This is a genomic window from Segatella salivae F0493 (genome assembly GCF_000477535.1).
GTDB classification, from domain to species: domain Bacteria; phylum Bacteroidota; class Bacteroidia; order Bacteroidales; family Bacteroidaceae; genus Prevotella; species Prevotella salivae.
This window is the reverse complement of sequence record NZ_AWGW01000007.1, coordinates 1-24607: the sequence shown is the minus strand read 5'-3', so window position 1 is coordinate 24607 and position 24607 is coordinate 1. Positions and strand designations below refer to the sequence as shown.

Here is a 24607-nt window from a genome sequence, read left to right as displayed (position 1 = left end):
GGTGTCTGCAAGCCTTATGTATTTGATGTTTTCAATCTAATAGTTCGGGAAGAACAATCATTCCTTTCATTTTCAAAGGCCTTTTCATGCGCTTATATGTGGTCTTTTTCCGCCCCTTTTCAGGCTCATAAAGTTGCGTAATGATGCTATCGAGGAAGAAAGACGCTTGTCGATAGCAGACAATATATTTCAAAGTATAGAGATATTTGCCTCCTCCCCAAGTGACAAGTAACATGAAACCACGTTTGGTTTGCATGAGACTATCCACTGAGAAGTTCTTACATTCGTCGTCAGTAAGTGGTAGTTTGAGGCTCGCAAAGCTTGTTTTACCATCTAAAAAGAGGATATATCCACGGCGAAACGCATCATTATTGTCTCTGACATACCTTATTTGATAACATCTTTTGCCATATAATTGTCCCTTTAATGCCAGAGTTTGCCATACATCCCAACGTTTGTTATCGGCTGACAATCTTGGATTGCCAATGTTTATGCATTGTCCTTGCTGTGCAAAACAAAGCATAACGAACAACAATAACAAAGCTTTCTTCATGCCGTTGAACTTTATTTAAATATCGGATAGTAATAGCTTACGCCGAGACGACCCTCATATTGCTCTATTGTTACAGGCTCTCCGATTTGTAATTTGTTATAGAGTTTATGAGGAATATATGTCCTTTCATCCTCTTTTAAGCCTTTCCATGGCGCGAGTTTCACGTAATATCGCCGACCCTTTCCACTTGTATAAGACTTATCTTTGATGCTCGAATCATAATACTTTGGCTTAGATTGGTCGAAAGTTATATTGCAAAAGACGAGTGTACTATAGCTATAGACAAAACAACCGATTAGCGTTGCTCCGATGACAAGCAGCAAATCGCGCTGCCCATACGTTGGCGTTATGCGCTCATTCCGTGTGCAAAGGTAAGTCAGGATGAGTGTAACCACGAGGACAATCAACCAGAATTGCGATGAAATATGAAGGAGATTCTCTCGCCAAGCGCTATATAACAGGCCGGCAGTAGCTACTCCTCCTATTCCCATTAACGATGGATGAGGGTCTGTTTTGCTAATAAGAAACTTTGCCAATCCATGGCTTTTGTTGTAGAGAAAGACTGCAACGAGGGGCAAAAGTGCAGCAATTGAGACGATAAAGTCATGTATAAACGAGGAGAGAAACACAATGAACAAGACTACGATTATAGTGAGAACATTGAGTGGATAGATTATTTTCTTGAGCTTGTTTGCCTTATTTTGAATGTCTTCTTCACTTGCTCCATAGTGCAAATCTGATAGCATTTCCTCTGTCTCTTGCTGCTTATCAATGTCTTCTTTGTTTTGAAATTGCGAGTGAGCCCATGCTACTATGCTCTCAAAACCATTGTAATCTTCCGATATACTAATGAACTTTGACAACCTCGTTGCATACAAAGTGATGTCCTTTTTCCCATCTTCATAGCAGTCAATCTCAGCCATTGGAAGGATTGTTTTGCCGAAAATATTAATGCGAATCACGACTTCTGGTGTGATGAACAGCCTCGAAACTACTTGGTTTATCACAAATCCTATGCTACCAATAATAAAGGCTAAGGCCAGCAACCCCAAGTAAATGCGTGCAGATAAGCTATAATCGTCAAACGCTCTCATGGTATAAAAGGTCATGAGACCAAGGAAAATGAAGAGTAAAGCGACTATCCACGCACCGATGATTGACGATTTTTGGGGGCGATGTTCACCGAGAATGCGATGATGTTTCAATGGTTTGTACATAATTTCACAGCTATTTTATTCGTCGATATAACGCTTAGTGATATCTTGATAGCATTCAATGCGGCGGTCACGGAGGAAGGGCCACCACCTGCGCACTTGCTCACTGTGGTGTATATCGACTTCAATGATGTGTACTTCTTCGTCACTTTTGCTTGCTCTATAAAGCATTTCGCCTTGTGGACCGGCTGCAAAACTGCTGCCCCAGAACTCAATTCCCCGTGTCATTCCACTCGGATCGTCTTCATGTCCCACGCGATTCACTGCGATAACGGGTAGGCCGTTAGCTACTGCATGCCCACGCATTACGGTTGTCCATGCCTCGCGTTGTCGCTCCTGTTCTTCTGAAGTGTCACTACTTTCATAGCCAATGGCAGTGGGATATATTAGGATTTCGGCGCCCTGTAAAGCCATTAAACGGGCTGCTTCTGGGTACCATTGGTCCCAACATACTAACACTCCGAGTCGTCCTATGCTTGTGTTGATGGGATGAAAGCCCAGATCTCCCGGCGTAAAATAAAACTTTTCATAGTATGCAGGGTCATCAGGAATGTGCATTTTCCTATACTTTCCTGCGATGGTTCCATCCTTTTCTATCACCACAGCAGTGTTATGATAGAGGCCCGGTGCACGCTTTTCAAACAATGAACTGACAATAACCACGCCATGTTCTTTTGCCAACTTGCCATAAAAATTGGTCGAAGGGCCTGGTATTGGCTCTGCAAGGTCAAAGTTGTTCACGTCTTCTACCTGGCAGAAATAAAGTGAATTGTGAAGTTCTTGCAATACAATCAGTTCGGCACCACGGCTTGCCAAGTGGGCAATTCCATGCGAAAGACGTTGCATGTTGACGGAAGAATCAGCGATGTTATGTTGCTGAAGAATACCTATTTTAAGCTTTTTCATATTTTGGATATTGCATAGTGAGACAATGGAGTGAACCATGTTGGCGGATAACAGTACGGGCATCAATGCCTATAATCTTATGATTGGGAAAGGCTTTCTGCAGTTGTTGCATGGCCAAATGGTCTTTTTCGGGTTGCGCATACGTAGGACAGAGTACGTGATGATTAAGGATTACGAAGTTCGCATAAGTCGCAGGAAGCCGCTCTTCGCCTTCATATATCGCCTTGGGGAAGGGTAAACGCAACAGCTGATAAGGCTTCCCATCGCATGTTCGCAAAGACTTTAGCTGGTCTTCCATGGCTTTAAAGTCGGCAAAATGCTCGTCGTCTTCGTCACTATATATATATAATAAGGTGTCATTAGGTGCCAATCTCACGGTTGTATCAATATGACCATCGGTGTCATCTCCTTGGAGTTGGCCGTGTTCTATCCATATAACACGTTGTGCATGAAGTGTTTTCAGCAGCCGTTCTTCAATCTCTTTGCGCGTCATGGGCTGGTTTCTGTGAGGTGCCAAGAGGCAACATGCGGTGGTAAAGATAGTACCTTTGCCATCGCTTTCAATGCTTCCACCTTCTAAAACAAAGTCGGTGTGGTCTTCAATCATGCCTTCAAAGGCCCCCATTTGTGCCATCTTAGCCGTGATAGCATTGTCTTTTTGCCAATCAAACTTCTCGCCCCAACCATTAAATTTGAAGTCAAGCATGCGCAGTTCTGCCCCATTTGACAAAGTGATAGCACCATGATCGCGCGCCCAAGTGTCGTTGGTTGGCATCTCAAAATAACGTATATCGGCACGCTGTTCATCGTTAAGATGGTCTGCAAGCAGCCGTTTTACATGGGCTGGTTCGGGCGTAACGATGAAGAGTTTTTCGTCGAGTGTGATGACCTTTGCCATGTCGATGAAGGTCTTTGTGATATCATCGAGGTAAGGTTTCCAGTCGGTTTGTGCATGTGGCCATGTGAGTTGAATGCCCTGTTGAGGCTCCCATTCCGCCGGAAGCACGAAGTTTTTGTTTGCCATATCGTTGATTCTTGGATACTGTTTCAATCTGTTTGTCGGATACAAAATTAGTTATTTTTTTCTGAAAGTCATGGTTTTGTGAAAAGGAGAAATCGTGTTTTTCGCGAAAATCGTTGGGAGTCATGGTGTTTTTCTCCAAATAACACATCTAACATAAGGCCGTTATATAGGCTCATTCAGGGCAATATCTAATTAGGATTACACAAAAACGTTTTGCAATTCAAGTCATATTAGCGTGTAATCTGCCTCAAATGATGCGGTGAAGTCAGGCAGATTGTTCGATAAAATGATGCGAGTTACTGAGTGCTTTCTCCATAACGGTGATATGAGAAAAGTTTTTCTACAGCATGAGTTGCTGTGAACAAAGATTTGATAGCAATGAAAATTGTGATACTTCATATTGTCTTTTAGAGAAAAAAACGTAACTTTGCCTTATAAAATACAACACAAATGTTGGAAATTAAAAACGGAACCTTACGTGGTGTGACGCATGCGGAAATGTACACCGATATCAATTTTGTGATTGAAGAAGGTGAAATGTTCTGTATTTATGGTTGGAAAGCCAACGCACGAAAGGCACTTCTTTACACACTTTTGGCCTTACAGCCATTAAAGTCGGGCTTTCTTTCAACCGATGGTGACGTGGTTGACGAACGTTCGGCAGCCTATTATCGTGCCCATACGGCCTATGTGCCACGCGAAGTAGACTTGTCTTTGAAGACCGTTGGCGATGTTATGCAAGCCCTAATGACGATAGATGACGACCTGACAAAAGGCAATATGGAGAGCGAATGGCGCAAGGTGGGCATCGAAACCGGCTTATGGGATAAGCCCATTGCAGTCATTCCGCGCGACATGATGCAACAAATGATGATAGTGGTTGGCGTCATGCAAGGCCGTGAACGCATGGTGATTGATCAGTATCCAGGTTCGATGACACCGACCATGATAGACTATTTGCGGCGTTATACGGCTTCGGGTGGCTTGGTAATCATTGCTACTGATGATGAAGAAGTAAAGGGGCAGTGCGACAAATCGCTGCTCGAATCTCAATAATAAAATAACAAAGACGATGAATATTGGTTTTATCAGCATCTTTATCCTTGTGATATTGCTTTGCATTCCCGTATATTTGATTTACTTTTTTAAGCTCAATTTGCAGCATAAAGTGGCGTTGGCTATAGGAAAAGCTGTAGGCTTTCTTGCGCTGACAGGCATTATTTATAAACTTGAATTGAGTTGGAACAGCATCACATTCAACTTACTTCTTGTGGTGTTGTTGGCCTTATTGACCGCCTTTGTGACGGTAAGTAAGGCACGTTTCAACATGAAAAAATATTTTATTCCGGCTTTTCTCTCAACGCTGATAGTAACATTTTGCCTCGGCATCTTTGTCTTGTTGCTCATTGGTTCGTTGGTAGATGCGCTGGAAATAGGCTATCTTCTTCCTGTCGCCGGCTTCATGGCAGGGAGTATTATCGAAAGCAACTATAAGGCACTCGATGCCTATTACGCCGGATTGAAACATCATCGTGCGCTGTATTACTATCTTTTGGGCAATGGAGCAAGCCATAATCAAGCCGTGAAATACTTTGTTAAGCGCGCTTTAGAGGTGAGTATGATTCCGACATTAAAGCGTATGAGCTATATTGTTATTGGGATTTCGCCGATAGTAGTGTGGGCAATGCTCATGTTAGGATGGGATATTTATGTGGCTGTTTTGACGCAGTTGATAGGCTTAGCACTGATGCTTTCCGCCTCGTCTTTAAGCTTGTTGCTCACCTTAATCATTGCAAAGCGTTATGTTTTTGACGCTTATGGCAATTTGAAATCAAACGAAAAGGAAGAGAAAACAGAAGCATGAAGAAGACGTTGCTCATAGGGTTAGCCTTACTTTCATTGCTCTTTAGCGCCTCGGGGTGTAAGTTTAATCATGAAAACCGCAAGGCTTTGGTGAGTGGTTTGCGGCAGGTGGTCGAAGCTTATGCCGCGAACGACACGGGGAATGCTGTCAAAGCAGCGGTTAAATATAAGGCTCCTGCAGGGGATGAAGCGTTGTTAATGCAGCAGGTTCCAAAGGAATGTGCGCAACAAATCCTGAGAAGAGTGGGGTATGTGGTTTCATATAACCCAGATAATCGAATCCCTAATTGGGTTGCTTGGCAATTAACGGAGTCGCATACCACAGGGCCTTACAAGCGCGCGGGAATTGGATTTCAAGCTGATAGCGAAGCAAAGGGTGTGCAGGTGACCACATTTGACTACAGCAGAAGCGGCTATGATCGTGGTCATATGTGTCCTTCGGGCGACAATAAGTGGGATAAGACGGCGCAAGAACAATCATTTCTCATGACGAACATATGCCCACAAGACCACAATCTGAATGTAGGCGACTGGAATGAAATGGAGAATCAATGCCGCAAATGGGCCAAACAATATGGTCGAATCTATATTGTGGCTGGCCCAATCTTATATCGTCAGAAGCATAAAACCATTGGAACAGCGCGTGTAGTCGTGCCAGAAGCCTTCTTTAAGGTTGTGCTTTGCATGGCAGGTACACCGAAAGCGATAGGTTTTATCTATAAGAATGTTGGAGGAAACAGGCCAAAAGACTACTATGTTAACACCATAGATGAGGTTGAACGCATTACGGGAATCGACTTTTTCTCGGCACTTCCTGATGACATTGAAAAGAAAGTGGAAGCCGAAAGCAACCTTGGTGATTGGTAAAAAACGTTAAACAATACGCAATACCCTTTACATCACGTGATAAAATGGCTATCTTTGTAGTCTAATTTTATGCATAGCATGCAAATAAAGGAAGTAATTCGTGCCCTTGAACGATTCGCGCCTCTGCCTCTGCAAGCTGATTTTGATAATGCCGGCCTACAGATTGGATTAACAGAAGCAGATGTATCAGGGGCTTTATTGTGCCTTGATGTGACGCCAAAGATAGTAGATGAGGCTGTTGCAAAAGGCTGTAACCTCATCGTTTCGCATCATCCGTTAATCTTTCGCAAGTTAAATCGGATTGCAGATGAAAATGAAGTGCAAGTCACTGTGCGTAAAGCCATCGAACAACGGGTGGCGATTGTGTCTATGCATACAAATATAGATAGTGCGCAAGGAGGCGTGAATTACAAGATAGCCGAGAAGATAGGACTGCATGATTTGCGTTTCTTTGGTAAGCAAACTGTTGTTGATGGAGTTGCAGGGGGCGATGGAGTGATAGGTGAAGTCACGGAAGAACTGGCCGCCGATGACCTGATATTGCTGTTGAAAAAGCGTTTCGATGTGGAATGTGTGCAGTGCAATCAGTTGCTAAGAAGACCCATTCGGACGATTGCAGTGTGTGGAGGAGCGGGCTCGTTTCTATTGGATAATGCCATTGCTTCAGGCGCAGATGCCTTTATTACGGGTGAGATGCACTATCATGAATACTTTGGTCACGACCAAGAAATACAGATAGCAGTCATCGGACACTATCAAAGTGAGCAGTATACGAGTGAAATTTTTAAATCAATCATAGAGGAACAGTGTGCAGGAGTGAGGTGTTTCATCACAGAACTCAACACGAATCCCATTATTTATTTATAAGTATTATGGCAAAGAAAGACCCTACAGATCTGTCTGTTGAAGAGAAATTGAAGACTCTTTACCAACTACAGATGACATTGAGTAGCATTGATGAGAAGAAAGCTTTACGCGGAGAACTACCTTTGGAGGTTCAAGATTTGGAGGATGAACTAGCGGGTTTGCACATACGTGTAGAGAAAATCCAAAGAGAAATCAAAGAGTTTCAGAACGCAGTTGGCCAAAAACAGCACGAGATTGCTGATGCAGAAGCCAGTGTGGAGCGTTATAAAGCGCAATTGAATGATGTAAAGAATAACCGCGAATATGACACTTTGACAAAGGAAATAGAGTTCCAGGAGTTGGAAATTGAACTTTGTAACAAGAAGATTAAAGAGGCGGTAGTCAAGATTGATGAGTGTAAGCGCGACTTAGAAAAGACAGAACAGAGCATAAGTGAACGCGAAGAAGACCTCAATGAGAAGCGAGATGAGCTGGATGAGATAATGCAAGAGACGCGCGAAGAAGAGGAAAAGCTGAAAGCAAAGGCTAAAGATCTTGAGACAAAGATAGAGTCTCGCTTGCTGACAAGCTTCAAACGTATTCGTAAAAACGCTCGCAATGGCTTGGGTATTGTTTATGTTCAGCGTGACGCTTGTGGCGGTTGCTTTAATAAAATCCCTCCACAGCGCCAGTTAGATATTAAGATGCACAAGAAGATTATCGTCTGTGAATACTGTGGTCGCATTATGATTGACCCTGAATTGGCTGGAGTGAAGACCGAAAAAGCCGTAACTGACGAGAAGCCTAAACGCGCAAAACGTTCTGTTCGCAAAAAGAAAGAAGAATCAGAGGCAGCAGAATAAATTATAAGGAATAATGAAACAAAAAGCTGAAAGATTGATAATCTTTCAGCTTTTTTTATGTTTTGTCTTGCGTTCTTTCCTTTTTTCTTATTAAATTTGCAACTAATAATGGTATTTTAACCCATAAAACAATCTGCGGATTGTATATCAGAATAACTTAATATAATAAATATTAGCGAGAAGATGCCTAAGTATAACATTACGGAAAAACGGGAACGGTCTGCCGTTTATCGTGTTCTGATGAGCTCAGAGGTAAAAGATGATCTGCAAGAAAGAATCAATCAAAAGATTATTATCGAGCAGAAGTATAAGGACAAAGACTATAGCGCCAAGCAGTTGGCAGACGATTTAGGAACCAATGTGCGTTATATCTCAGCAGTTTGTGCCGAGCGTTTCCATACGAACTATTGTGGTTTGGTTAATGCTCAGCGCGTAAACGAAGCCATGTCAATGCTTGTTGACCCACGATATCTAAAATATCGCATCGAAGATATAGGCGAAAAGGTCGGCTTTGCGAATCGACAGAGCTTCTATGGAGCCTTCTTTCGTTTCAAGAACATGACTCCTCGACAGTATCGTCAGAATTATATTGAAAGCCATCCAGAATTAGCTAAGCCCAAGGGTACACGTGGAAGATCACGTAAAAGCGCTTGAAAATTTGCTTAAATGCTTTTTTTAGCTTAACTTTGTAGTTTAATTCTACACAACGAAATAAATGAAAGAGATTAAGAGAATCGTTCTCACAGGTGGACCTTGTGCCGGGAAAACGACGGCCTTAGTTAAGATAATAGAACATTTTTCAAGTCTTGGTTATAAGGTATTCACAATACCTGAGGTGCCAACCATGTTCAGTCAGTCGGGTATGGACTATCTAACGACGAACAAAAATCTCTTTTATGAGGGTGAGAAAGCTACGCTTGAGATTCAGCTTTCGCTTGAAGATAAGTTCCTACACATGGCAGAACAGTGTGAGGAACCTGCCTTAATCATTTGTGATCGCGGTGCAATGGATATCTCGGCATATATGAAACCCGAGATGTGGGATGCCATAACAGCTGCTGTTGGGACTAATACCAACGAGCTTCGTGACGCTCGTTATGATGCTGTTTTGCATTTAGTTTCGGCCGCAGATGGGGCAGAACAATTCTATATTACAAGCAATAATAAGCAAAGAACGGAAGGTTTGGAGCTGGCACGAGAGCTTGATAAGAAGGTGATTGAAGCCTGGACAGGGCATCCTCACCTAAGGGTTATCAACAATCATGAGGACTTTAACAACAAGCTTCATCGTGTTTTAAAGGAGATTTCGAGTGTACTTGGCATTCCACAACCTATTGTTGAGGAACGTAAATACATTGTAGAATTAACGGGAGAAATACCAAATTGCATCGAAAGTGAAATCACTCAGACGTATCTTGTGGCTGAACCTGGCTGCGAAGTAAGGCTTCGTTGTCGTGGTTGGCAAGGCAAAAATGTCTATGTACACACGACAAAGAAGAACATTTCTGATACAGAACAGCTTGAAACGGAACGCCAAATTAGTAAGAATCTCTATTCATCGTTGTTACAACAGGCCGACCCTTATCGCCAAATGATACAGAAAACACGCAAGAGTTTCATTTGGAAGGGGCAATATTTTGAATTAGATAAGTTTCATAAACCCGTCAAAGGACTGATGATTTTGGAAACAAAAGGCATAGCAGAAAAGGAATCTGTGAACTTCCCTCCATTCATAAAGGTCCTTCAAGACATTACAGGCGTGCAGAAATATTATAATTATAATATCGCCTTGAAAGGGTAAACATCTCCTTTTCAAAGCGATATTATGATGCCTATTCCATCTTAAAGGGCTATCTGTTTTAGCAGATTGCCGTTAAGATGGAATATTTTTATCACCCCATCTTCATAAGTTCCGAGTGTAGGAGGGTTGCCTCCTTTGGGAAAAGTAACTGAACCCGTGTTGCAAATCACGCTGTTTTCTTCTCTTTCGAGCTCCCAAAGGTGCGTATGTCCGTAGATGATTGCGTCGAAATTTCCCTTGGGGCGGTTCTCCTTATTATATATATGACCATGGGTTAGCAATAGTTTCTTACCATTATCTACGAGTAACATGTAGTCTTGGAGTATCGGAAAAGAAAGCAACATCTGGTCAACTTCTGAGTCACAATTGCCTCTCACGGCCACAATCTCATCGGCAATAGCATTCAGTTTTTCAGCAATAGCCTTGGGATTTAGGCCTTCTGGCAAGCCATTTCGTGGTCCATAATTCAGTATATCGCCCATAATGCACATCATGTCACAATGCTGTTGATGATAGAAATCTATCACTTTTTCCAATGCTGGCAATGATCCGTGGATGTCGGATACCAATAAATATTTCATATTCTCTTTTTATATAGCTAATGTTTTGTTGGAGATAAACTCCTGTGCAATATTCGGAAATTTCTCTGAAATACACAAATTTTGGCATCGAATAATGCGCCGAATTTTGTTACAACGCCCAATTCAGAGGCTATTTGAAAGTTTTTTATAACGTGTGTTATGGCTTGTGGTGTGATAATCTTTGTTCCGTAGGGTTTCATGTCATATCTTAGTTTGAGATGAGCCATAGGGCTTTATAAGCTAAGATTTATTCCAAGCAGATATCGCCTCTATCAGCGTGCGTTGCAATTTGGCATAGTTTGCCTTGCTTTTTGACTCAAATCATATGGTGAAATGATTCAAATTGTCGAGTGATTCCATAGAAATTACAACCCAGGTCGTGGAGCCTTATTTTGTTTTATCCCGAATCTTTTGGCGCGTAATGCATCATGCCATGTGATAAAGTGTATTACATTTTGTGTAAAATATAGGGTGTTTTAATGCCGTTTTTAGTGAGGTAAGGCCTTGAAGTACATGGGATTCCTATAGTTTCTTTTTGATTTCTCGTTTATGTTTTAGCTTATTTAAAATGTAATACCAGTAACTTTATTTTGTAATCTTTTGTTTTCGATTTTGAAAACTAATTTAATTGATGAAATAAACAAAGTTTTCCAAAACTTTTTGTAACGTGTTGTTAATTAGCAACTTGACATTTATTAACATGCAAAAAGTTATCCAAAATGATAAACTTAGTATTTAATATGCTATCTTTGCAATGGAAATCAAAACATATTCACCTTTATAAAAATGATACAAACAGTAGTAAAGAGAGACGGACGAATAGTCGGTTTCAACGAGCAGAAAATCATGGCAGCCATCAGAAAGGCCATGATGCACACAGAAAAGGGCGAGGATGACGCGCTGGTTCAGAAGATAACAGACCATATTTCCATTCATGGCAAGAGCCAAATGACCGTGGAAAAGATTCAGGATTCCGTAGAAATGGAACTCATGAAGAGTGCAAGAAAGGATGTGGCGCAACGCTATATAGCTTACCGAAACCAACGAAGTATTGCACGAAAGGCCAAGACGCGCGACGTGTTTATGGAGATTGTGAACATCAAAAACAATGATGTTACGCGCGAAAATGCCAATATGAATGCAGATACGCCTGCTGGTATGATGATGAAATTCGCATCAGAAACAACGAAACCTTTCGTTGATGACTACCTGTTGGCAGATGAAGTGCGCGATGCAGTGGCTCATAACTATATTCACATTCATGATAAGGACTACTATCCCACAAAGAGTTTGACTTGTGTTCAGCATCCGCTTGACCATATTCTTGAGCATGGTTTTGTTGCCGGACATGGCTCTTCACGCCCTGCAAAGCGTATAGAGACAGCGGCAGTCTTGGCGTGTATCTCTTTGGAAACATGCCAAAATGAGATGCACGGAGGGCAAGCTATCCCAGCTTTTGACTTCTATCTTGCACCCTATGTACGCAGTTCTTATATAGAAGAGGTGAAAAACTTGGAGAAACTCACTGGGCGTGACCTTTCATCGCTTTATGATATAGCTTTTGATGACTTCCTGTTGAAGGAGCTTGATGGCTTAGAAGGTGACGCGCGTCTTTGCCAACATGCAAAGAATAAGACTGTAAACCGCGTGCATCAAGCTATGGAAGCCTTCATTCATAACATGAATACTATCCACAGTAGAGGTGGAAATCAGGTGGTTTTCTCATCTATAAACTATGGAACGGATACTTCTGCAGAAGGTCGTTGCATTATGCGCGAGTTGTTGAAATCTACATATGAGGGTGTAGGTAATGGTGAAACAGCCATCTTTCCCATACAGATTTGGAAGAAGAAACGTGGGGTAAACTACCTTCCCGAAGACCGAAACTACGACCTTTATCAGTTGGCTTGTAAGGTAACTGCACGCAGATTCTTCCCTAATTTCTTGAATCTTGATGCCACTTTCAACCAGAATAGTAATTGGAAAGCAGACGATCCGAAGCGTTATTTGTGGGAGATTGCTACGATGGGATGCCGCACTCGAGTGTTTGAAAACCGCTTCGGCGCGAAGACAAGTGTAGCTCGTGGCAACCTAAGTTTTACCACAATAAACATCGTTAAGCTTGCCATTGAGTGCATGCAAATAGGGAATAAGGAGGAAAGAATCAATGCTTTCTTTGCCAAACTTGACCGTATGCTTGAGATAACGGCAAAGCAACTTGACGATCGTTTCCAATTCCAGAAGACCGCGTTTGCCAAGCAATTCCCGCTGTTAATGACCAAATTATGGATTGATTGCGATAAGTTGCAGCCCTCAGACACGATAGAAAGTGTCATCAATCAGGGCACCTTAGGCATTGGTTTCATTGGTTTGGCTGAATGTTTGAAGGCTTTGGTAGGCAAACATCATGGAGAAAGTGATGAAGCGCAAGCCTTAGGACTGAAGATTGTGACCTATATGCGCGACCGCGCCAATGAATTCTCTGAGCGTTATCAGCATAACTATAGTGTGTTGGCTACGCCTGCAGAAGGTCTTTCTGGTCGTTTCACGAAGTTTGATCGTAAGCGTTATGGTGCAATAGAAGGCATTACAGACCGCGATTACTATACAAATTCCAATCACGTTCCAGTCTATTATAAGTGTTCTGCCTTGCATAAAGCAGAGATAGAAGCACCATATCATGACCTAACTCGAGGTGGACATATCTTCTATGTAGAGATAGATGGCGACGCAACGCATAACCCGGAAGTCATCTCAAATGTAGTAGATATGATGGACAAACTAAACATTGGATACGGCAGTGTGAATCATAACCGCAACCGATGTATGGATTGTGGCTATGAGAATGCAGACACAAAGCTCGATGTTTGCCCTAAATGTGGCAGCCAACATATCGATAAATTGCAACGCATTACAGGCTATTTGGTGGGTACAACCGACCGTTGGAACCAGGGGAAATTGGCCGAACTCAACGACCGCGTGACGCATGTCGATGGCAAATGTGAATAATATTGTTCCCCTCCCGATAAGAAGGGAGGGGATTTTTTTTGATGTTTTGTGTTGAAAATAACAAATGATTAGCGTATTGAGTATAGTGCACGACACGATGGTTGATGGGCCAGGATTCCGTACTTCCATTTATTGTGCCGGATGTCCGAATGCTTGTCCCGGCTGTCATAACCCGCAATCGTGGGATATTCATCATGGAACGATGATGGAAACAGAAGAGATTCTGCGTGAAATCAAGAAGGACCCATTTGCCAATGTGACCTTTACGGGCGGCGATCCAATGTTCCAACCCGAAGGTTTTTTGGCTTTGGCAAAGGCTATTAAGGCTGAAACGAAGAAGACAATCTGGTGTTATAGCGGCTTCGTTTTTGAGAATTTGTGTCTGAATGAGCGTCAAAAAGCATTGTTACAATACGTAGATGTACTCGTTGATGGCCCTTATATTGAGGCACAACGTGACACAGATTTAATCTTCAGAGGGAGTAGAAATCAGCGACTTATAGATGTAAAGCGCTCGTTAGAAGAGGGCGTTGCTGTGCTACTTGATTATCATCCGATGGACCTTGGCATTTGATGCACTTCGCTGCAAATGCCAAGTTGTTTTACTTTTCCTTTCTTTCTTTATTGTGATGTATAGGGCGTTATTTTTAATCCCATGCAGTTTGCATCGCGATATGCGTTATTTTAGGCGCTAAAATGCGTCATAATGTGCGGTGAAAAGGCGTAGATTGTGCGATGATTTAGTGCTGTTTGTTTTTATTTTCTTAAATAAGCATGAAATAAAAACGTTTATTTTGAATCAATATCAGCCTTATTTTGTAAAATAATATCGTAGTTTGGGATGTCCTCTAAATATAAATATTTTTGATTGTTATAATCGATTTTACAGCAGTAGTGTTTTATCCCATTAGACACAATGAGATAGTCTACGTGGAGCAGCATATTATAAACCATTATCTGATCAAACACTTTCTGTGTGATTTCAATTTGAGGAGCCTTGTATTCGATAATAACCTGCGGTTTGAGTTGGCGTGAATAGAGAACCGTATCTGCACGAAGTTTTTTATCGCCAACATTGAGTTTGACCTCGTTTGCCAAAAGGGTTGCGGGGTAACCTTTATGATTTATCAAAAAGTGGACAAAGTGTTGACGTACCCATTCTTCTGGAGTGAGAGCGACATATTTGCCACGAAGAATATCGAAAATCATTGGTTTTGTCAGTGAGCCCGATAACTTTATTTCATAATCAGGTAGGTTTAATGGAATCATTTTATTATTTTTGCAAAAATAGAAACGGCTGAAGAGCTTGCTTTTCGTTTTTGATGAAGCTTTCGTTTTCAGTCTGTTGCAAAGGTAAACAATTAAAATAATATAGCGAGATGCCTGAAAAGAAAAATACAGGACCATCGTATGAAACGATTATGCGCGACTTGGAAGCGCGCCGTTTTTCACCTATTTATATATTAATGGGTGAGGAATCCTATTATATTGATAAGATTTCAGATTATATTGCGACTCATGTGTTGAAACCAGAAGAGCGTGATTTCAACCAGAATATCGTCTTTGGAGCTGATGTTACGGCTTCGCAAATCGTAGATTCTGCTAAGGCTTATCCGATGATGGCCGAAAAACGAGTCGTTATTGTGAAGGAATCGCAAAATCTTAAAGGTACAGAAGCGTTGGAGAAATATTTCAAAAATCCAGTTGCTTCTACGATACTTGTGCTCTGTCATAAGAACGGAAGTATTGATAAAAGAAAGAAGATTATCCCTTCAGCACAGGCTGGTGGTGGCGTCATCTTTGAGAGTAAGAAACTCTATGAGCGTGAGTTGCCTGGATTTATCGAAACTTATTTGCGCCAACATCAAGTCGCAATCGAACCGAAAGCAGCACAGATGATAGCCGATCATGTAGGAGCTGATCTCAATAGATTAACCTCGGAACTCGATAAGTTGTTGTTGTCTCATTTGACAACGAATGGGAGAGTGACTCCTGAAGTGGTTGAAAAGGAGATAGGAGTAAGTAAAGATTTCAATGCTTTCGAACTACGAAACGCAATCATATATCGTGACATTTACAAGGCGAATTTAATCATAAAATATTTTGACAACAATCCAAAGGCTGGATCATTGTTTTCATTTCTCCCAATGATCTTTACTTACTTCGAAAATCTGATGATAGCATATTATGCGCCAAATAGAAACAATGAAAATGCTGTTGCGAATTACTTGGAATTGAGAAATGCATGGGCTGCCAAAGAGTATATTATCGGAATGCGAAATTACTCGGGAATGAAAACCATGCAGATAATTTCTAAGATTAGAGAAATAGATGCCAAAAGTAAGGGGTTAGACAACCCAAATACGGGCCCAGGTGAGTTGATGAAGGAGCTAATTTTCTTCATTTTGCACTAAAAATGCCCTATTTTTACCTTATTTTTTCGTAGAATGAGTGCTCCAAAGGGGCACTTTTTTTAGGGTTAAATCACTAAAAATAAGCGATTTAACCCTTTTTACCCCCCTCTAAAACTCGCGTATTTTCAACCAATAAGGCATCTGTTCAGAATACGCTCTCTATTTCATTTTTAAGCGTTTTCAGCCTGCTTAGATTTACAATTAAGTTTTATTAATATTTACAATCTTGTAATTTACGAATTAATATAATACAAAACGTTGCATGATTTTATGTTTGTAAATGAACAATATCTATATACAAATTAATATTTATGATTCACATTACAATATAAAAACGTATATATTTAGGTCTATATATTTATATGTATACTTATACTTAGCCTTATTTTACGCAATAACTATATTGATATTCAGTTAGATAACCTATATTTCTGCACTAAATATCATATAATATCACTTTGTAACTCCATTTATATTGCATAATCACGGCTATATCAGTATAATGCTAATATATAACTATCTTATAATCAAATAGTATGTATCATTTCATTATAGACATGATAATATCTGATTTTAGAATGTAAATTTAGGAACGTAGTGATTTACATTTCATTACTATTAAGTTGTATATATAATATGAAATTATATATTTGTAAATGTAAAATGTAAGATTCAAAATAGTGTATACAATTGTTGCACATCTCGTTTTTTTGTTTTACTTTTGTAAAATCAATGAAATTAGGGGTAAATCCCCTTTTTTACGTCTTACAAGCTTATGAAAGATCGAATAAAAATGATTATGGAGAGTCAGCACATGACTCAACAAACGTTTGCTCAGTTCATACAAATCTCACCGGCTTCTCTTAGTAGCATCTTTACCGGGAGGACCAAACCGACCTTGGCAATAGCTGAAGCTATCAAGTCGAAGCTTCCTAATCTGTCAACCGATTGGCTTTTGTTTGGTACAGGACCGATGTACATGACTGGCAAATCTGATTCAGAATCAACCACGAAAAATACCCCTTCTACTCCACAAGAGTTAATGGTTGACTTTGCAGAAGCCTCAAATGTTGTTACAACTCCACCTTCTAACCAAAATAATTCGCAGGGTGTTGATTCGACACGCAATAATAACCATAATATAATTACCAAAATAATTGACAATAAGCAGCGTAAGATTGTCGAAATTCGGGTCTTTTATGATGACAGTACTTGGGAGACTTTTGTCCCTCAAAAGAGTTAACTATTGTTCTATTTAGTTTTTTTTCTTATCTTTGCATTAACCTATTACAAAAGCAAAGATGAAGAAATTCGTTCAAGACCTGACGGTAACATCGGTAGAGATGCTTAGCCCTAAGCATGTGCTTTTAAAGCTTATGGCAGACAAACCTCTACCCGAGATAACGCCGGGGCAGTTTGTTGAAGTACGAGTTGACCATTCTCCGTCAACTTATCTTCGGCGCCCCATTTCAATAAACTTTGTAGATGACCAGAAAAACGAGTTGTGGTTACTTGTCGCAATGGTTGGAAATGGTACCCGACAATTAGGGAAACTCAAGCCTGGATCACAGCTAAATTGTCTTTATCCTTTGGGGAATGGCTTTACACTTCCAGTCGATTCAAATGAAAAAATGCTGTTAGTTGGAGGCGGAGTTGGTATTGCTCCCTTACTCCATTTAGGCTATGAGATCAAGAAAAGAGGTGGAATTCCAACCTTCTTATTAGGTGCGCGTACGCGCGAGGACCTTTTGGAAGTTGACCAATTCAATCAACTTGGACGCGTTTTTATTACGACTGAAGACGCAAGTTTGGGCGAAAAAGGATTTGTTACCAATCATTCGGTGCTCCAAAAAGAAAAGTTTTCGCGCATCGCTACATGCGGGCCAAAGCCTATGATGATGAGTGTTGCGCGCTATGCAAAGGCTAATGGCATCACTTGTGAAGTCTCTTTGGAGAATAAAATGGCGTGTGGTCTCGGTGCGTGTTTATGTTGTGTTGAGAAGACAAATGAAGGGAATCGCTGTGTGTGTACAGACGGACCTGTGTTAAATATTAATCAGTTGTTATGGCAGATCTAAGTGTAAAGATAAATCAATTAGCATTGAAGAATCCCGTGATGACAGCTTCGGGAACTTTTGGTTATGGTTTAGAGTTTGCCGATTTGGTGCCACTTGATGAGATTGGGGGCATCATTGTGAAGGGTACAACGCTTCATCCGCGACAGGGAAATGACTATCCTCGTATGGCCGAAACAGCCAGTGGAATGCTTAATTGCGTTGGACTTCAGAACAAAGGTGTAGACTATTTTGCCACACATATCTATCCGTTGATTAAGGATATTGACACAAATATGATTGTCAATGTAAGCGGAAACAGTGCTGAAACCTATGCAGAATGTGCACAAATAATAGATACTCTTGAAGCTATTCCTGCCATAGAACTAAATATTAGCTGTCCAAACGTCAAAGAAGGTGGCATGGCTTTTGGTGTAACTTGCGAGGGAGCAGCAAGCATTGTAAAGGCCGTTAGGGCCATTTATCACAAGACTTTGATTGTCAAACTCTCACCAAACGTTACAGACATTGCCTCAATTGCGCGCGCCTGTGAAGCCGAAGGAGCTGATGCTGTGTCGTTGATTAACACACTCATGGGCATGGCTATAGACATTGAAAAGCGTCAACCTTTGCTGAGTATTCGTACTGGTGGGTTGAGTGGTCCAGCCGTTAAGCCTGTTGCTTTGCGTATGGTTTACGATGTTGCACATGCAGTTAAGATTCCTGTTATAGGCTTAGGAGGAATCAGCAGCACAGAAGATGCCATCGAATTCCTAATGTGTGGTGCCACGGCTATAGAGATAGGGACGGCTAATTTCGTTGATCCTACCATCACAAAGAAGGTGAAAGATGGGCTGAACACTTGGCTTGATGCCCATGGTTGCAGCAGTGTTAGCGAAATCATCGGAGTGATTTAATTGCAAATTTCGCATGAGGTATGTGCCTATTTGAAAGCGTTTAATCGCCTTAGACAATGTGTGTATACAACTTTTTGGGGGATAGATGTCGCTATCGAAGTGCGAACACGTGACAGATAAGGTCTGAATGCGCTTCAAATGAACAATAATCACGCGATAAGTTCACTAAAATGAGTTGTAAAACGGAAGTAAACATCAATCAAACAGAAATAAATTAAATAATAATAAATAAAATGGAACAGAATAATAATAAGTACATCGCAGCCTCTTATGCACTCTATGATGTGACAGATGGCAAGAAAGAATTGGTAGAAGAGACGATAGAAGGTCGCCCATTCGAGTTTATCAGTGGTTTTGGTATTACGATTCCAGCTTTTGAACAGGCTTTGGTTGACCTGAAAAAAGGTGATCATTTCGACTTCACGCTTACGTCAGAACAAGCTTATGGGACGCATCATCCCGAGCATGTACTTGAACTTGACAAGGCAATCTTTAGCGTAAATGGTAAGTTTGACGAGGAACATATCGTGGTAGATGCTATCATTCCATTGCAAAATGAAGACGGAAACCGCTTCAATGCCCGTGTTTTGGCCATTAAAGACGACAAGGTAAAGGTTGATCTTAATCATCCATTGGCAGGCAAATCATTGAATTTCGTTGGCGAAATCTTAGAGAGTCGCGAGGCAACGAATGAGGAAATCTCTAAATATATGAGTATGCTCAACGGCGAAGGTGGCTGTTCTGGCTGTGGAGGCAGCTGCAGTGAAGGCGGTTGTGAAGGTGGATGTGGTGGCGGTTGCCATTAATATAAGGTGAAGAAATGGGGCTAATGAAGAACAGTTTCGGCAATATATTCACGCTGACCACTTTTGGTGAGAGTCACGGAGTGGCTGTCGGGGGCGTGGTAGATGGTATGCCTGCCGGGGTAGAAATCAACGAAGCATTCGTTCAACACGAACTAAACCGACGACGTCCCGGCCAGAGTAAGCTTACCACGAGCCGTACAGAACCCGATCATGTGGAGTTTTTGAGTGGTGTGTTTGAAGGGAAATCAACTGGTGCGCCTATTGGTTTTGCTGTTTATAACACTAATCAACATTCGAAAGACTATGATAATCTGCGCGACATCTTCCGTCCGTCACATGCCGATTTCACATTCCAAATGAAGTATGGTCTACGTGATCATCGTGGAGGTGGACGTTCTTCAGCCCGCATTACGATAGCGCGTTGCGTGGCAGGTGCCTTGGCTAAGCTCGCACTTCGCAAGTTGAAAATCAATATCAAGGCCTATACTTCTCAGGTAGGTGACATTGTTCTCGAGCGCAATTACCAGGATTATGACCTCAATACCATTGATAACAACGATGTGAGGTGCCCAGATCAGCCCACCGCTTCACGCATGGCAGCGCTCATTGAGCAGGTGAAAGCCGAAGGAGATACCATCGGTGGGGTTATCACTTGTGTGATTCAAGGCTGTCCGGTGGGGCTTGGCGAACCCGAATTTGGCAAGCTTCATGCTCAGTTGGGGGCTGCAATGTTGAGTATCAATGCTGCAAAAGGCTTTGAATATGGCATGGGTTTCGCCGGAGTGGGGCATAGAGGAAGTGAGATGAATGATGTGTTTGTGAACAAAAATGACCAAATTTCAGTCCTGACTAATAATAGTGGAGGCATTCAAGGAGGAATCAGTAACGGACAAGATATTGTTTTTCGTGTTGCATTCAAGCCTGTTGCCACCCTTCTTATGCCGCAGAATACCGTAGACATCCATGGGCATGAAACGACAATCGATGTGCGTGGACGTCATGATCCATGTGTGTTGCCAAGAGCAGTTCCCATTGTTGAAGCAATGGCAGCTATGGTAATATTAGACAATTATCTTCTAAATTTGACCATAAAAATATAGAAATAGCATTTTTTTTGCTGTTTTTTATTCAATTTTTTCGATTTAACGATAGAAGATATTATATTTGCATCTACGATTAAGAGGTTCGAGAGAATCGGTAATCGTTTTAGTTAAGTCTAGTTTAGTTTTTGTGTTGGTTGAGGGTAGTCAGTTGACTACCCTCATTTATTTTGTCATCATGCGAGCTGCATACCATTAAAACGCAGTGTGGAGGCCTACTTTCAATGATTTCGTTAGTGACATAAAATAACGCAAGGCCATAGTCTTGCTCCCACTTCTTCGCTTATTTAATATTCGTTTCCTGGTTATTCTGTGCAGTGGTTATATAATAAGGAGTAAATCATTAAGCAGAATCCAATTTAAAAATACGATTTAATTTATTTGCAACACCTTTGCTTTTAATTCGTAATATGTATTATTGATTTATATCAATAAAAGTATCTGTTTACGCAAACAATCTTATAAATTCTTGCAAGTAAAGTGATTTTGGTCTACCTTTGCAATGTCTTTAAGAGATAAAGAGTTTTTAGGAACAAAATAATATGTATAATTCGAACTCTGAAACAAGGTAGGAGTTCTAAAAGAAATGAAAGGTAAAGAGATTATGAAGAAGATGATTTTGACACTTGTAGCATTGATGAGTATGACAATGGCGTTTGCCGAAGGTGAGAACACAAAGGCAACTAACACTGTAGCAGCTTACGATATGAGCGTTAATTACAGCAAACTTGCAGAGGCTCTTGGCTTGTCAATGGATCAATTGGAAAGCGTTGAAGATGTGCATAAGACTTTCTGCATCGAGATGATGAATGCTGCTAATGCTCCAAAAGATGAGCGTAAAGGTATGGTTGACAAAGCCATTGAGAAGAATCTCAAGTATATGCACTATATCTTGAACAACAGTCAGTACAGCAAATATCTTTTGTTGCTCAACACAACGATGAATAATCGTGGTTTGAATAAGTAGTCGAGGTTTAAGAGAGAGAAATATAACAGGCTGGATATCTGGTGAAACAGATATCCGGCCTTCTTTGTTTTATAGCGTCGATTAAAAAGAGTTGTTCTTAAAAATGCTTGATAATAGGCATCGTGATACCTTATTTTTCATCTACCATGGATTGATTTCATCCACAATATTCACCTTATTTCTGATGCCTTGTGTGTCATGCTATCCTTTGCTTATGAACAGACCAACTCTCTTTCAATTTCATTTGAGAATGTTCTCTTGTGCATAACGTAATTCAATCTCACCTGTTTTACGCGGTAAAAAGCCATAGTTTGTTCGGTAAAAAGTGGCAAATTAGGCGGCAATATATGTCATTTTATAATGATAAATCAATGAATTTCACATACAGAACAGTTTTTATGACATATAAACGAATAATTTTTGCGTATAAATATGAATGTTATTAAAATATTGTTATATTTGCATCGTATGTGAACATGTAGCTATCATGTAGTGGATACATGGGCATGAGATGAAAAGTGATTTTGATCGGTGTTGTGATGAAAGTTGTTCGTATGGGTCATCACATAGAAATATGCTCAGAAATGAACAAATTAAATCATTTGGTTAATATGGTGAAAGTAAATGGAAAACGCTACGTTAGACCTGAGAGCACATTTTGTCAATGTTTGGATGAGAGTTTACTTCTTGCTGATTCAGATGGAATTGGTGCAGAAAAAGGTGATTCTCATCATGGCGGGGAGAACAATTTGGTAAAGAAAAACTTTGTTTGGGACGATGAGTTTGAAGATAGTTGGAAAGGAAACTAAAGGGGAGTCGTAGACAAATACGGTAATGTTATAGTTTGTAATTACAATTATGAAATAATGTTTAGTCTGGAAAAGGCGACCAATCGCGTTTGACTATCATCGAAAGACTCGATCAAACGAAATGGTTTACCAAGAAGAAATAAAGTTGAGTTTAGTCATACTATAAATTGATAGAATTTATATACATGACTAAGTATAGTTTATGGACTGATATATTTGGTTTCAAACGAATTATATTTTGAACTTCTTTTTTAAACGAAATAGTTGCATCTTTCTGCAATTTTTTGATGTTTCTATGTCTGTGTTTTATGGAATGTCGGTGTGTTGGATGTGTCGTATTGCATCCGAGTTATAGCAAGAATGTTAAAAAACAAGGACAATAATTGGTTTATTGAATGGATTTCGTTAACTTTGTCAGTAGAATCTAACAATAAAAAACAAAGAAATGGAAGAGAGTTTAATATCTAAACATGTTTTAGAGGCAAGTAATTATGAAGGTTTTGAAAAGTGGAAAAGGGTCGTTCAAGGCTGGGCTGTGTTCCTTGTAATCTTAATTGTGACACGCATGCCGGCAGTACAAGTGGCAATGCTTAACTTTGCTGATGCTTTGAAGAATGTTGATTGGGTTACATCTGGAGTGAAGTTTCTCATCAATGGAATTTGGTTTATTGCCATTCCGCTGGTTATTGGCACACTATTAAAGTTGAAAGAGAAACGTCCTTTTGAAGAAATTTGCATCTTTAATGACGGTATCGGTTTTGTAACGATGGGTGGAAAACTTCAAAAAGTGGATTTCGATCAAGTGTATGTACATTATGGTGAATTTCAGAATAGTATCTTTATTGAGTGTGCAGTCTTGAAAATTTCAGCAAAAGCTATACCTTGGGAGTATTTCTCTCAAGCTGATGTGTTGCACAAGAACTTGCAACGTTATGCCAACTGGAATCTTAATAAGTATCGTAAATTATAAGAACAAGAGGATTATAAGCTATGGAAGAAAGTACTTATTATTGGTTGGCAGCCTTTGTTATCATTTTCGGCATTGCTATAATTGTTGTTGGTGTTTGGTATCATATCAACTATGGAAAGTTTAAACCCAAAATAGAAGTTTTTTCAGATGGGTCGGCGCGCATGATATTTTTTGGTGTATCAGAACGTTGTAAAAAGCAAATGGTGCGTTTTAATGCTGAATATCAGGTTGGCCATACAGTTACATTTAATGGAAATAATTATGTAATTGAAGAGATAAAGCCCATTGATGCTTTTGATGCCAAGTATTTAGGACAGCGTCATGGTCTTGCTTGCTATCTAAAACAACTTTGATATTGCATTGAGATGAGGTGAAAAGAGTGTGCCAAACTCAAAGAATTTAAAACATTGTAGAGTATAATGGTTGGCCTTCTCTAGCGTACCTTATTATATATAGAGGGTGATGTGTGGTGGTGACTTGAAAGCTATCAAGGTAAAATCACATAGACAACGTTATACTTATTTAAAGATATAGGGTGGGGCGATATGTTGATTAAATCAGCATGTCGCCCCACTTTTTATGAAGGTTGATTGTTTGGGAGCGGGCATGAGTAAGTTTTTTGCGGTTGCCCCATTGTTTGGTTGGCTCTTGTTTTGTTATGTATGCCTTAATATTATATAGCTTCGTAAGAAAAGTTTGATTCTATAATGAAGCATTCTTCCACATGATAAAGTTAGATAAAAGGTGTTGCCTTAGCAATTTTTTTATTCGCTTTCTCCTATTTTATAGGTCTTTAAGCTTCATAATATCCCCAATTCTGAAGTTTTTTCAAACTTTTCTTTAAAAACATTTGGAGGGAAAAGAAAATAGTATTACCTTTGCACTCGCTTTTGAGAATAAACGTTCTTGATAAGCTAAAGAAAGAGTTCTTTGAAAAGATTTACATAAACAGAGAAGTAGTACAAGAAGCGAGACATATAGCAATATGTGTCTTGGGTAGAAGAAACGAACCGATCAATTCGAGTAATGTAAATGAAGGGTTT

25 protein-coding genes are annotated in these 24607 nt (G+C 40.3%); 19 read left to right on the top strand and 6 right to left on the bottom strand.

What is annotated here, in order from left to right; translation table 11 throughout:
• Positions 1 to 31: 31 nt before the first annotated feature.
• From HMPREF9145_RS02745 to HMPREF9145_RS02730, 4 genes are read right to left on the bottom strand one after another with little or no spacing between them, the layout of a single operon-like run.
• On the bottom strand, positions 32 to 553 hold the full coding sequence (locus tag HMPREF9145_RS02745) for a hypothetical protein (protein WP_021824928.1): 522 nt from the start codon (positions 551 to 553) through the stop codon (positions 32 to 34).
• 11 nt (positions 554 to 564) lie between these two features.
• Positions 565 to 1770 (bottom strand): hypothetical protein, encoded by a 1206-nt coding sequence (locus tag HMPREF9145_RS02740; protein WP_021825138.1) that lies wholly within the window; start codon positions 1768 to 1770, stop codon positions 565 to 567.
• A 15-nt stretch (positions 1771 to 1785) separates the two neighbouring features.
• Positions 1786 to 2673: a carbon-nitrogen hydrolase gene (locus HMPREF9145_RS02735; protein ID WP_021824880.1), complete on the bottom strand. Its 888-nt coding sequence runs from the start codon at positions 2671 to 2673 to the stop codon at positions 1786 to 1788.
• The gene (locus HMPREF9145_RS02730; protein WP_021824914.1) at positions 2660 to 3697 is read right to left on the bottom strand and encodes an agmatine deiminase family protein; all 1038 of its coding nucleotides are present in this window, start codon (positions 3695 to 3697) and stop codon (positions 2660 to 2662) included. The genes HMPREF9145_RS02735 and HMPREF9145_RS02730 overlap by 14 nt, the downstream gene beginning before the upstream one ends.
• 450 nt (positions 3698 to 4147) lie before the next feature.
• Between HMPREF9145_RS02730 and HMPREF9145_RS02725 the strand changes: the two genes are divergently transcribed.
• The 7 genes from HMPREF9145_RS02725 (at position 4148) to HMPREF9145_RS02695 (ending at position 9937) form a co-directional block, all read left to right on the top strand.
• On the top strand, positions 4148 to 4753 hold the full coding sequence (locus HMPREF9145_RS02725; RefSeq protein ID WP_021825059.1) for a hypothetical protein: 606 nt from the start codon (positions 4148 to 4150) through the stop codon (positions 4751 to 4753).
• Positions 4754 to 4769: 16 nt separating this feature from the next.
• On the top strand, positions 4770 to 5561 hold the full coding sequence (locus tag HMPREF9145_RS02720) for an ABC transporter permease (protein WP_021825153.1): 792 nt from the start codon (positions 4770 to 4772) through the stop codon (positions 5559 to 5561).
• On the top strand, positions 5558 to 6427 hold the full coding sequence (locus tag HMPREF9145_RS02715) for a DNA/RNA non-specific endonuclease (protein ID WP_021824931.1): 870 nt from the start codon (positions 5558 to 5560) through the stop codon (positions 6425 to 6427). The genes HMPREF9145_RS02720 and HMPREF9145_RS02715 overlap by 4 nt, the downstream gene beginning before the upstream one ends.
• A gap of 78 nt (positions 6428 to 6505) precedes the next feature.
• Positions 6506 to 7294 (top strand): Nif3-like dinuclear metal center hexameric protein, encoded by a 789-nt coding sequence (locus tag HMPREF9145_RS02710; protein WP_021824843.1) that lies wholly within the window; start codon positions 6506 to 6508, stop codon positions 7292 to 7294.
• Between the two features lie 5 nt (positions 7295 to 7299).
• Positions 7300 to 8136: a zinc ribbon domain-containing protein gene (locus HMPREF9145_RS02705; RefSeq protein WP_021824927.1), complete on the top strand. Its 837-nt coding sequence runs from the start codon at positions 7300 to 7302 to the stop codon at positions 8134 to 8136.
• A 183-nt stretch (positions 8137 to 8319) separates the two neighbouring features.
• On the top strand, positions 8320 to 8790 hold the full coding sequence (locus HMPREF9145_RS02700) for a helix-turn-helix domain-containing protein (protein WP_007135849.1): 471 nt from the start codon (positions 8320 to 8322) through the stop codon (positions 8788 to 8790).
• Between the two features lie 61 nt (positions 8791 to 8851).
• The gene (locus HMPREF9145_RS02695) at positions 8852 to 9937 is read left to right on the top strand and encodes an AAA family ATPase (RefSeq protein WP_021825068.1); all 1086 of its coding nucleotides are present in this window, start codon (positions 8852 to 8854) and stop codon (positions 9935 to 9937) included.
• Positions 9938 to 9978: 41 nt separating this feature from the next.
• Here the strand turns inward: HMPREF9145_RS02695 and yfcE are convergent, their stop codons facing one another.
• Entirely contained in the window at positions 9979 to 10518 is a 540-nt protein-coding gene (gene yfcE, locus HMPREF9145_RS02690; RefSeq protein ID WP_021824833.1) for a phosphodiesterase, read from the bottom strand.
• A 786-nt stretch (positions 10519 to 11304) separates the two neighbouring features.
• Between yfcE and HMPREF9145_RS02680 the strand changes: the two genes are divergently transcribed.
• Together HMPREF9145_RS02680 and nrdG are read left to right on the top strand one after the other, a co-directional pair.
• Positions 11305 to 13527, top strand: a complete 2223-nt coding sequence (locus HMPREF9145_RS02680; protein ID WP_021825006.1) for an anaerobic ribonucleoside triphosphate reductase — start codon at positions 11305 to 11307, stop codon at positions 13525 to 13527.
• 64 nt (positions 13528 to 13591) lie between these two features.
• Positions 13592 to 14101 carry an anaerobic ribonucleoside-triphosphate reductase activating protein gene (gene nrdG / locus HMPREF9145_RS02675; RefSeq protein ID WP_021825107.1) on the top strand — a complete coding sequence of 170 codons (510 nt, stop codon included), beginning with the start codon at positions 13592 to 13594 and terminating at the stop codon, positions 14099 to 14101.
• A gap of 215 nt (positions 14102 to 14316) precedes the next feature.
• On the opposite strand, the gene HMPREF9145_RS02670 is transcribed toward nrdG, so the two are convergent.
• Positions 14317 to 14796 (bottom strand): type I restriction enzyme HsdR N-terminal domain-containing protein, encoded by a 480-nt coding sequence (locus HMPREF9145_RS02670; protein WP_021824827.1) that lies wholly within the window; start codon positions 14794 to 14796, stop codon positions 14317 to 14319.
• 110 nt (positions 14797 to 14906) lie between these two features.
• Here HMPREF9145_RS02670 and holA point away from each other — a divergent pair, with 110 nt between their 5' ends.
• The 10 genes from holA (at position 14907) to HMPREF9145_RS02620 (ending at position 23917) form a co-directional block, all read left to right on the top strand.
• Positions 14907 to 15941: a DNA polymerase III subunit delta gene (holA, locus tag HMPREF9145_RS02665; RefSeq protein WP_021824929.1), complete on the top strand. Its 1035-nt coding sequence runs from the start codon at positions 14907 to 14909 to the stop codon at positions 15939 to 15941.
• A 775-nt stretch (positions 15942 to 16716) separates the two neighbouring features.
• Positions 16717 to 17184 (top strand): helix-turn-helix domain-containing protein, encoded by a 468-nt coding sequence (locus tag HMPREF9145_RS02660; RefSeq protein WP_036906326.1) that lies wholly within the window; start codon positions 16717 to 16719, stop codon positions 17182 to 17184.
• Positions 17185 to 17242: 58 nt separating this feature from the next.
• A complete protein-coding gene (locus HMPREF9145_RS02655; RefSeq protein ID WP_021824946.1) occupies positions 17243 to 18019 on the top strand; it encodes a dihydroorotate dehydrogenase electron transfer subunit in 777 nt (258 codons plus the stop codon).
• On the top strand, positions 18007 to 18912 hold the full coding sequence (locus HMPREF9145_RS02650; protein WP_021824972.1) for a dihydroorotate dehydrogenase: 906 nt from the start codon (positions 18007 to 18009) through the stop codon (positions 18910 to 18912). The genes HMPREF9145_RS02655 and HMPREF9145_RS02650 overlap by 13 nt, the downstream gene beginning before the upstream one ends.
• Positions 18913 to 19145: 233 nt before the next feature.
• Complete coding sequence (locus HMPREF9145_RS02645) at positions 19146 to 19718, top strand: FKBP-type peptidyl-prolyl cis-trans isomerase (protein ID WP_021825062.1); 573 nt, start codon at positions 19146 to 19148, stop codon at positions 19716 to 19718.
• 23 nt (positions 19719 to 19741) lie between these two features.
• Entirely contained in the window at positions 19742 to 20818 is a 1077-nt protein-coding gene (gene aroC, locus HMPREF9145_RS02640) for a chorismate synthase (protein ID WP_021825118.1), read from the top strand.
• Between the two features lie 586 nt (positions 20819 to 21404).
• Positions 21405 to 21785 (top strand): hypothetical protein, encoded by a 381-nt coding sequence (locus HMPREF9145_RS02635; protein WP_021824844.1) that lies wholly within the window; start codon positions 21405 to 21407, stop codon positions 21783 to 21785.
• A gap of 584 nt (positions 21786 to 22369) precedes the next feature.
• Positions 22370 to 22594 (top strand): hypothetical protein, encoded by a 225-nt coding sequence (locus tag HMPREF9145_RS02630; protein ID WP_155945255.1) that lies wholly within the window; start codon positions 22370 to 22372, stop codon positions 22592 to 22594.
• A gap of 445 nt (positions 22595 to 23039) precedes the next feature.
• Entirely contained in the window at positions 23040 to 23564 is a 525-nt protein-coding gene (locus HMPREF9145_RS02625) for a hypothetical protein (protein ID WP_021824948.1), read from the top strand.
• Between the two features lie 20 nt (positions 23565 to 23584).
• On the top strand, positions 23585 to 23917 hold the full coding sequence (locus HMPREF9145_RS02620) for a hypothetical protein (protein WP_007135886.1): 333 nt from the start codon (positions 23585 to 23587) through the stop codon (positions 23915 to 23917).
• The last annotated feature ends 690 nt before the right edge of the window (positions 23918 to 24607 follow it).

What these genes read in the sequence shown, in the direction of transcription:
- HMPREF9145_RS02745 (WP_021824928.1), bottom strand. Translation starts at nt 553, where the DNA reads ATGAAGAAAGCTTTGTTATTGTTGTTCGTTATGCTTTGTTTTGCACAG.
- HMPREF9145_RS02740 (WP_021825138.1), bottom strand. Translation starts at nt 1,770, where the DNA reads ATGTACAAACCATTGAAACATCATCGCATTCTCGGTGAACATCGCCCC.
- HMPREF9145_RS02735 (WP_021824880.1), bottom strand. Translation starts at nt 2,673, where the DNA reads ATGAAAAAGCTTAAAATAGGTATTCTTCAGCAACATAACATCGCTGAT.
- HMPREF9145_RS02730 (WP_021824914.1), bottom strand. Translation starts at nt 3,697, where the DNA reads ATGGCAAACAAAAACTTCGTGCTTCCGGCGGAATGGGAGCCTCAACAG.
- HMPREF9145_RS02725 (WP_021825059.1), top strand. Translation starts at nt 4,148, where the DNA reads ATGTTGGAAATTAAAAACGGAACCTTACGTGGTGTGACGCATGCGGAA.
- HMPREF9145_RS02720 (WP_021825153.1), top strand. Translation starts at nt 4,770, where the DNA reads ATGAATATTGGTTTTATCAGCATCTTTATCCTTGTGATATTGCTTTGC.
- HMPREF9145_RS02715 (WP_021824931.1), top strand. Translation starts at nt 5,558, where the DNA reads ATGAAGAAGACGTTGCTCATAGGGTTAGCCTTACTTTCATTGCTCTTT.
- HMPREF9145_RS02710 (WP_021824843.1), top strand. Translation starts at nt 6,506, where the DNA reads ATGCAAATAAAGGAAGTAATTCGTGCCCTTGAACGATTCGCGCCTCTG.
- HMPREF9145_RS02705 (WP_021824927.1), top strand. Translation starts at nt 7,300, where the DNA reads ATGGCAAAGAAAGACCCTACAGATCTGTCTGTTGAAGAGAAATTGAAG.
- HMPREF9145_RS02700 (WP_007135849.1), top strand. Translation starts at nt 8,320, where the DNA reads ATGCCTAAGTATAACATTACGGAAAAACGGGAACGGTCTGCCGTTTAT.
- HMPREF9145_RS02695 (WP_021825068.1), top strand. Translation starts at nt 8,852, where the DNA reads ATGAAAGAGATTAAGAGAATCGTTCTCACAGGTGGACCTTGTGCCGGG.
- yfcE (WP_021824833.1), bottom strand. Translation starts at nt 10,518, where the DNA reads ATGAAATATTTATTGGTATCCGACATCCACGGATCATTGCCAGCATTG.
- HMPREF9145_RS02680 (WP_021825006.1), top strand. Translation starts at nt 11,305, where the DNA reads ATGATACAAACAGTAGTAAAGAGAGACGGACGAATAGTCGGTTTCAAC.
- nrdG (WP_021825107.1), top strand. Translation starts at nt 13,592, where the DNA reads ATGATTAGCGTATTGAGTATAGTGCACGACACGATGGTTGATGGGCCA.
- HMPREF9145_RS02670 (WP_021824827.1), bottom strand. Translation starts at nt 14,796, where the DNA reads ATGATTCCATTAAACCTACCTGATTATGAAATAAAGTTATCGGGCTCA.
- holA (WP_021824929.1), top strand. Translation starts at nt 14,907, where the DNA reads ATGCCTGAAAAGAAAAATACAGGACCATCGTATGAAACGATTATGCGC.
- HMPREF9145_RS02660 (WP_036906326.1), top strand. Translation starts at nt 16,717, where the DNA reads ATGAAAGATCGAATAAAAATGATTATGGAGAGTCAGCACATGACTCAA.
- HMPREF9145_RS02655 (WP_021824946.1), top strand. Translation starts at nt 17,243, where the DNA reads ATGAAGAAATTCGTTCAAGACCTGACGGTAACATCGGTAGAGATGCTT.
- HMPREF9145_RS02650 (WP_021824972.1), top strand. Translation starts at nt 18,007, where the DNA reads ATGGCAGATCTAAGTGTAAAGATAAATCAATTAGCATTGAAGAATCCC.
- HMPREF9145_RS02645 (WP_021825062.1), top strand. Translation starts at nt 19,146, where the DNA reads ATGGAACAGAATAATAATAAGTACATCGCAGCCTCTTATGCACTCTAT.
- aroC (WP_021825118.1), top strand. Translation starts at nt 19,742, where the DNA reads ATGAAGAACAGTTTCGGCAATATATTCACGCTGACCACTTTTGGTGAG.
- HMPREF9145_RS02635 (WP_021824844.1), top strand. Translation starts at nt 21,405, where the DNA reads ATGAAAGGTAAAGAGATTATGAAGAAGATGATTTTGACACTTGTAGCA.
- HMPREF9145_RS02630 (WP_155945255.1), top strand. Translation starts at nt 22,370, where the DNA reads ATGAACAAATTAAATCATTTGGTTAATATGGTGAAAGTAAATGGAAAA.
- HMPREF9145_RS02625 (WP_021824948.1), top strand. Translation starts at nt 23,040, where the DNA reads ATGGAAGAGAGTTTAATATCTAAACATGTTTTAGAGGCAAGTAATTAT.
- HMPREF9145_RS02620 (WP_007135886.1), top strand. Translation starts at nt 23,585, where the DNA reads ATGGAAGAAAGTACTTATTATTGGTTGGCAGCCTTTGTTATCATTTTC.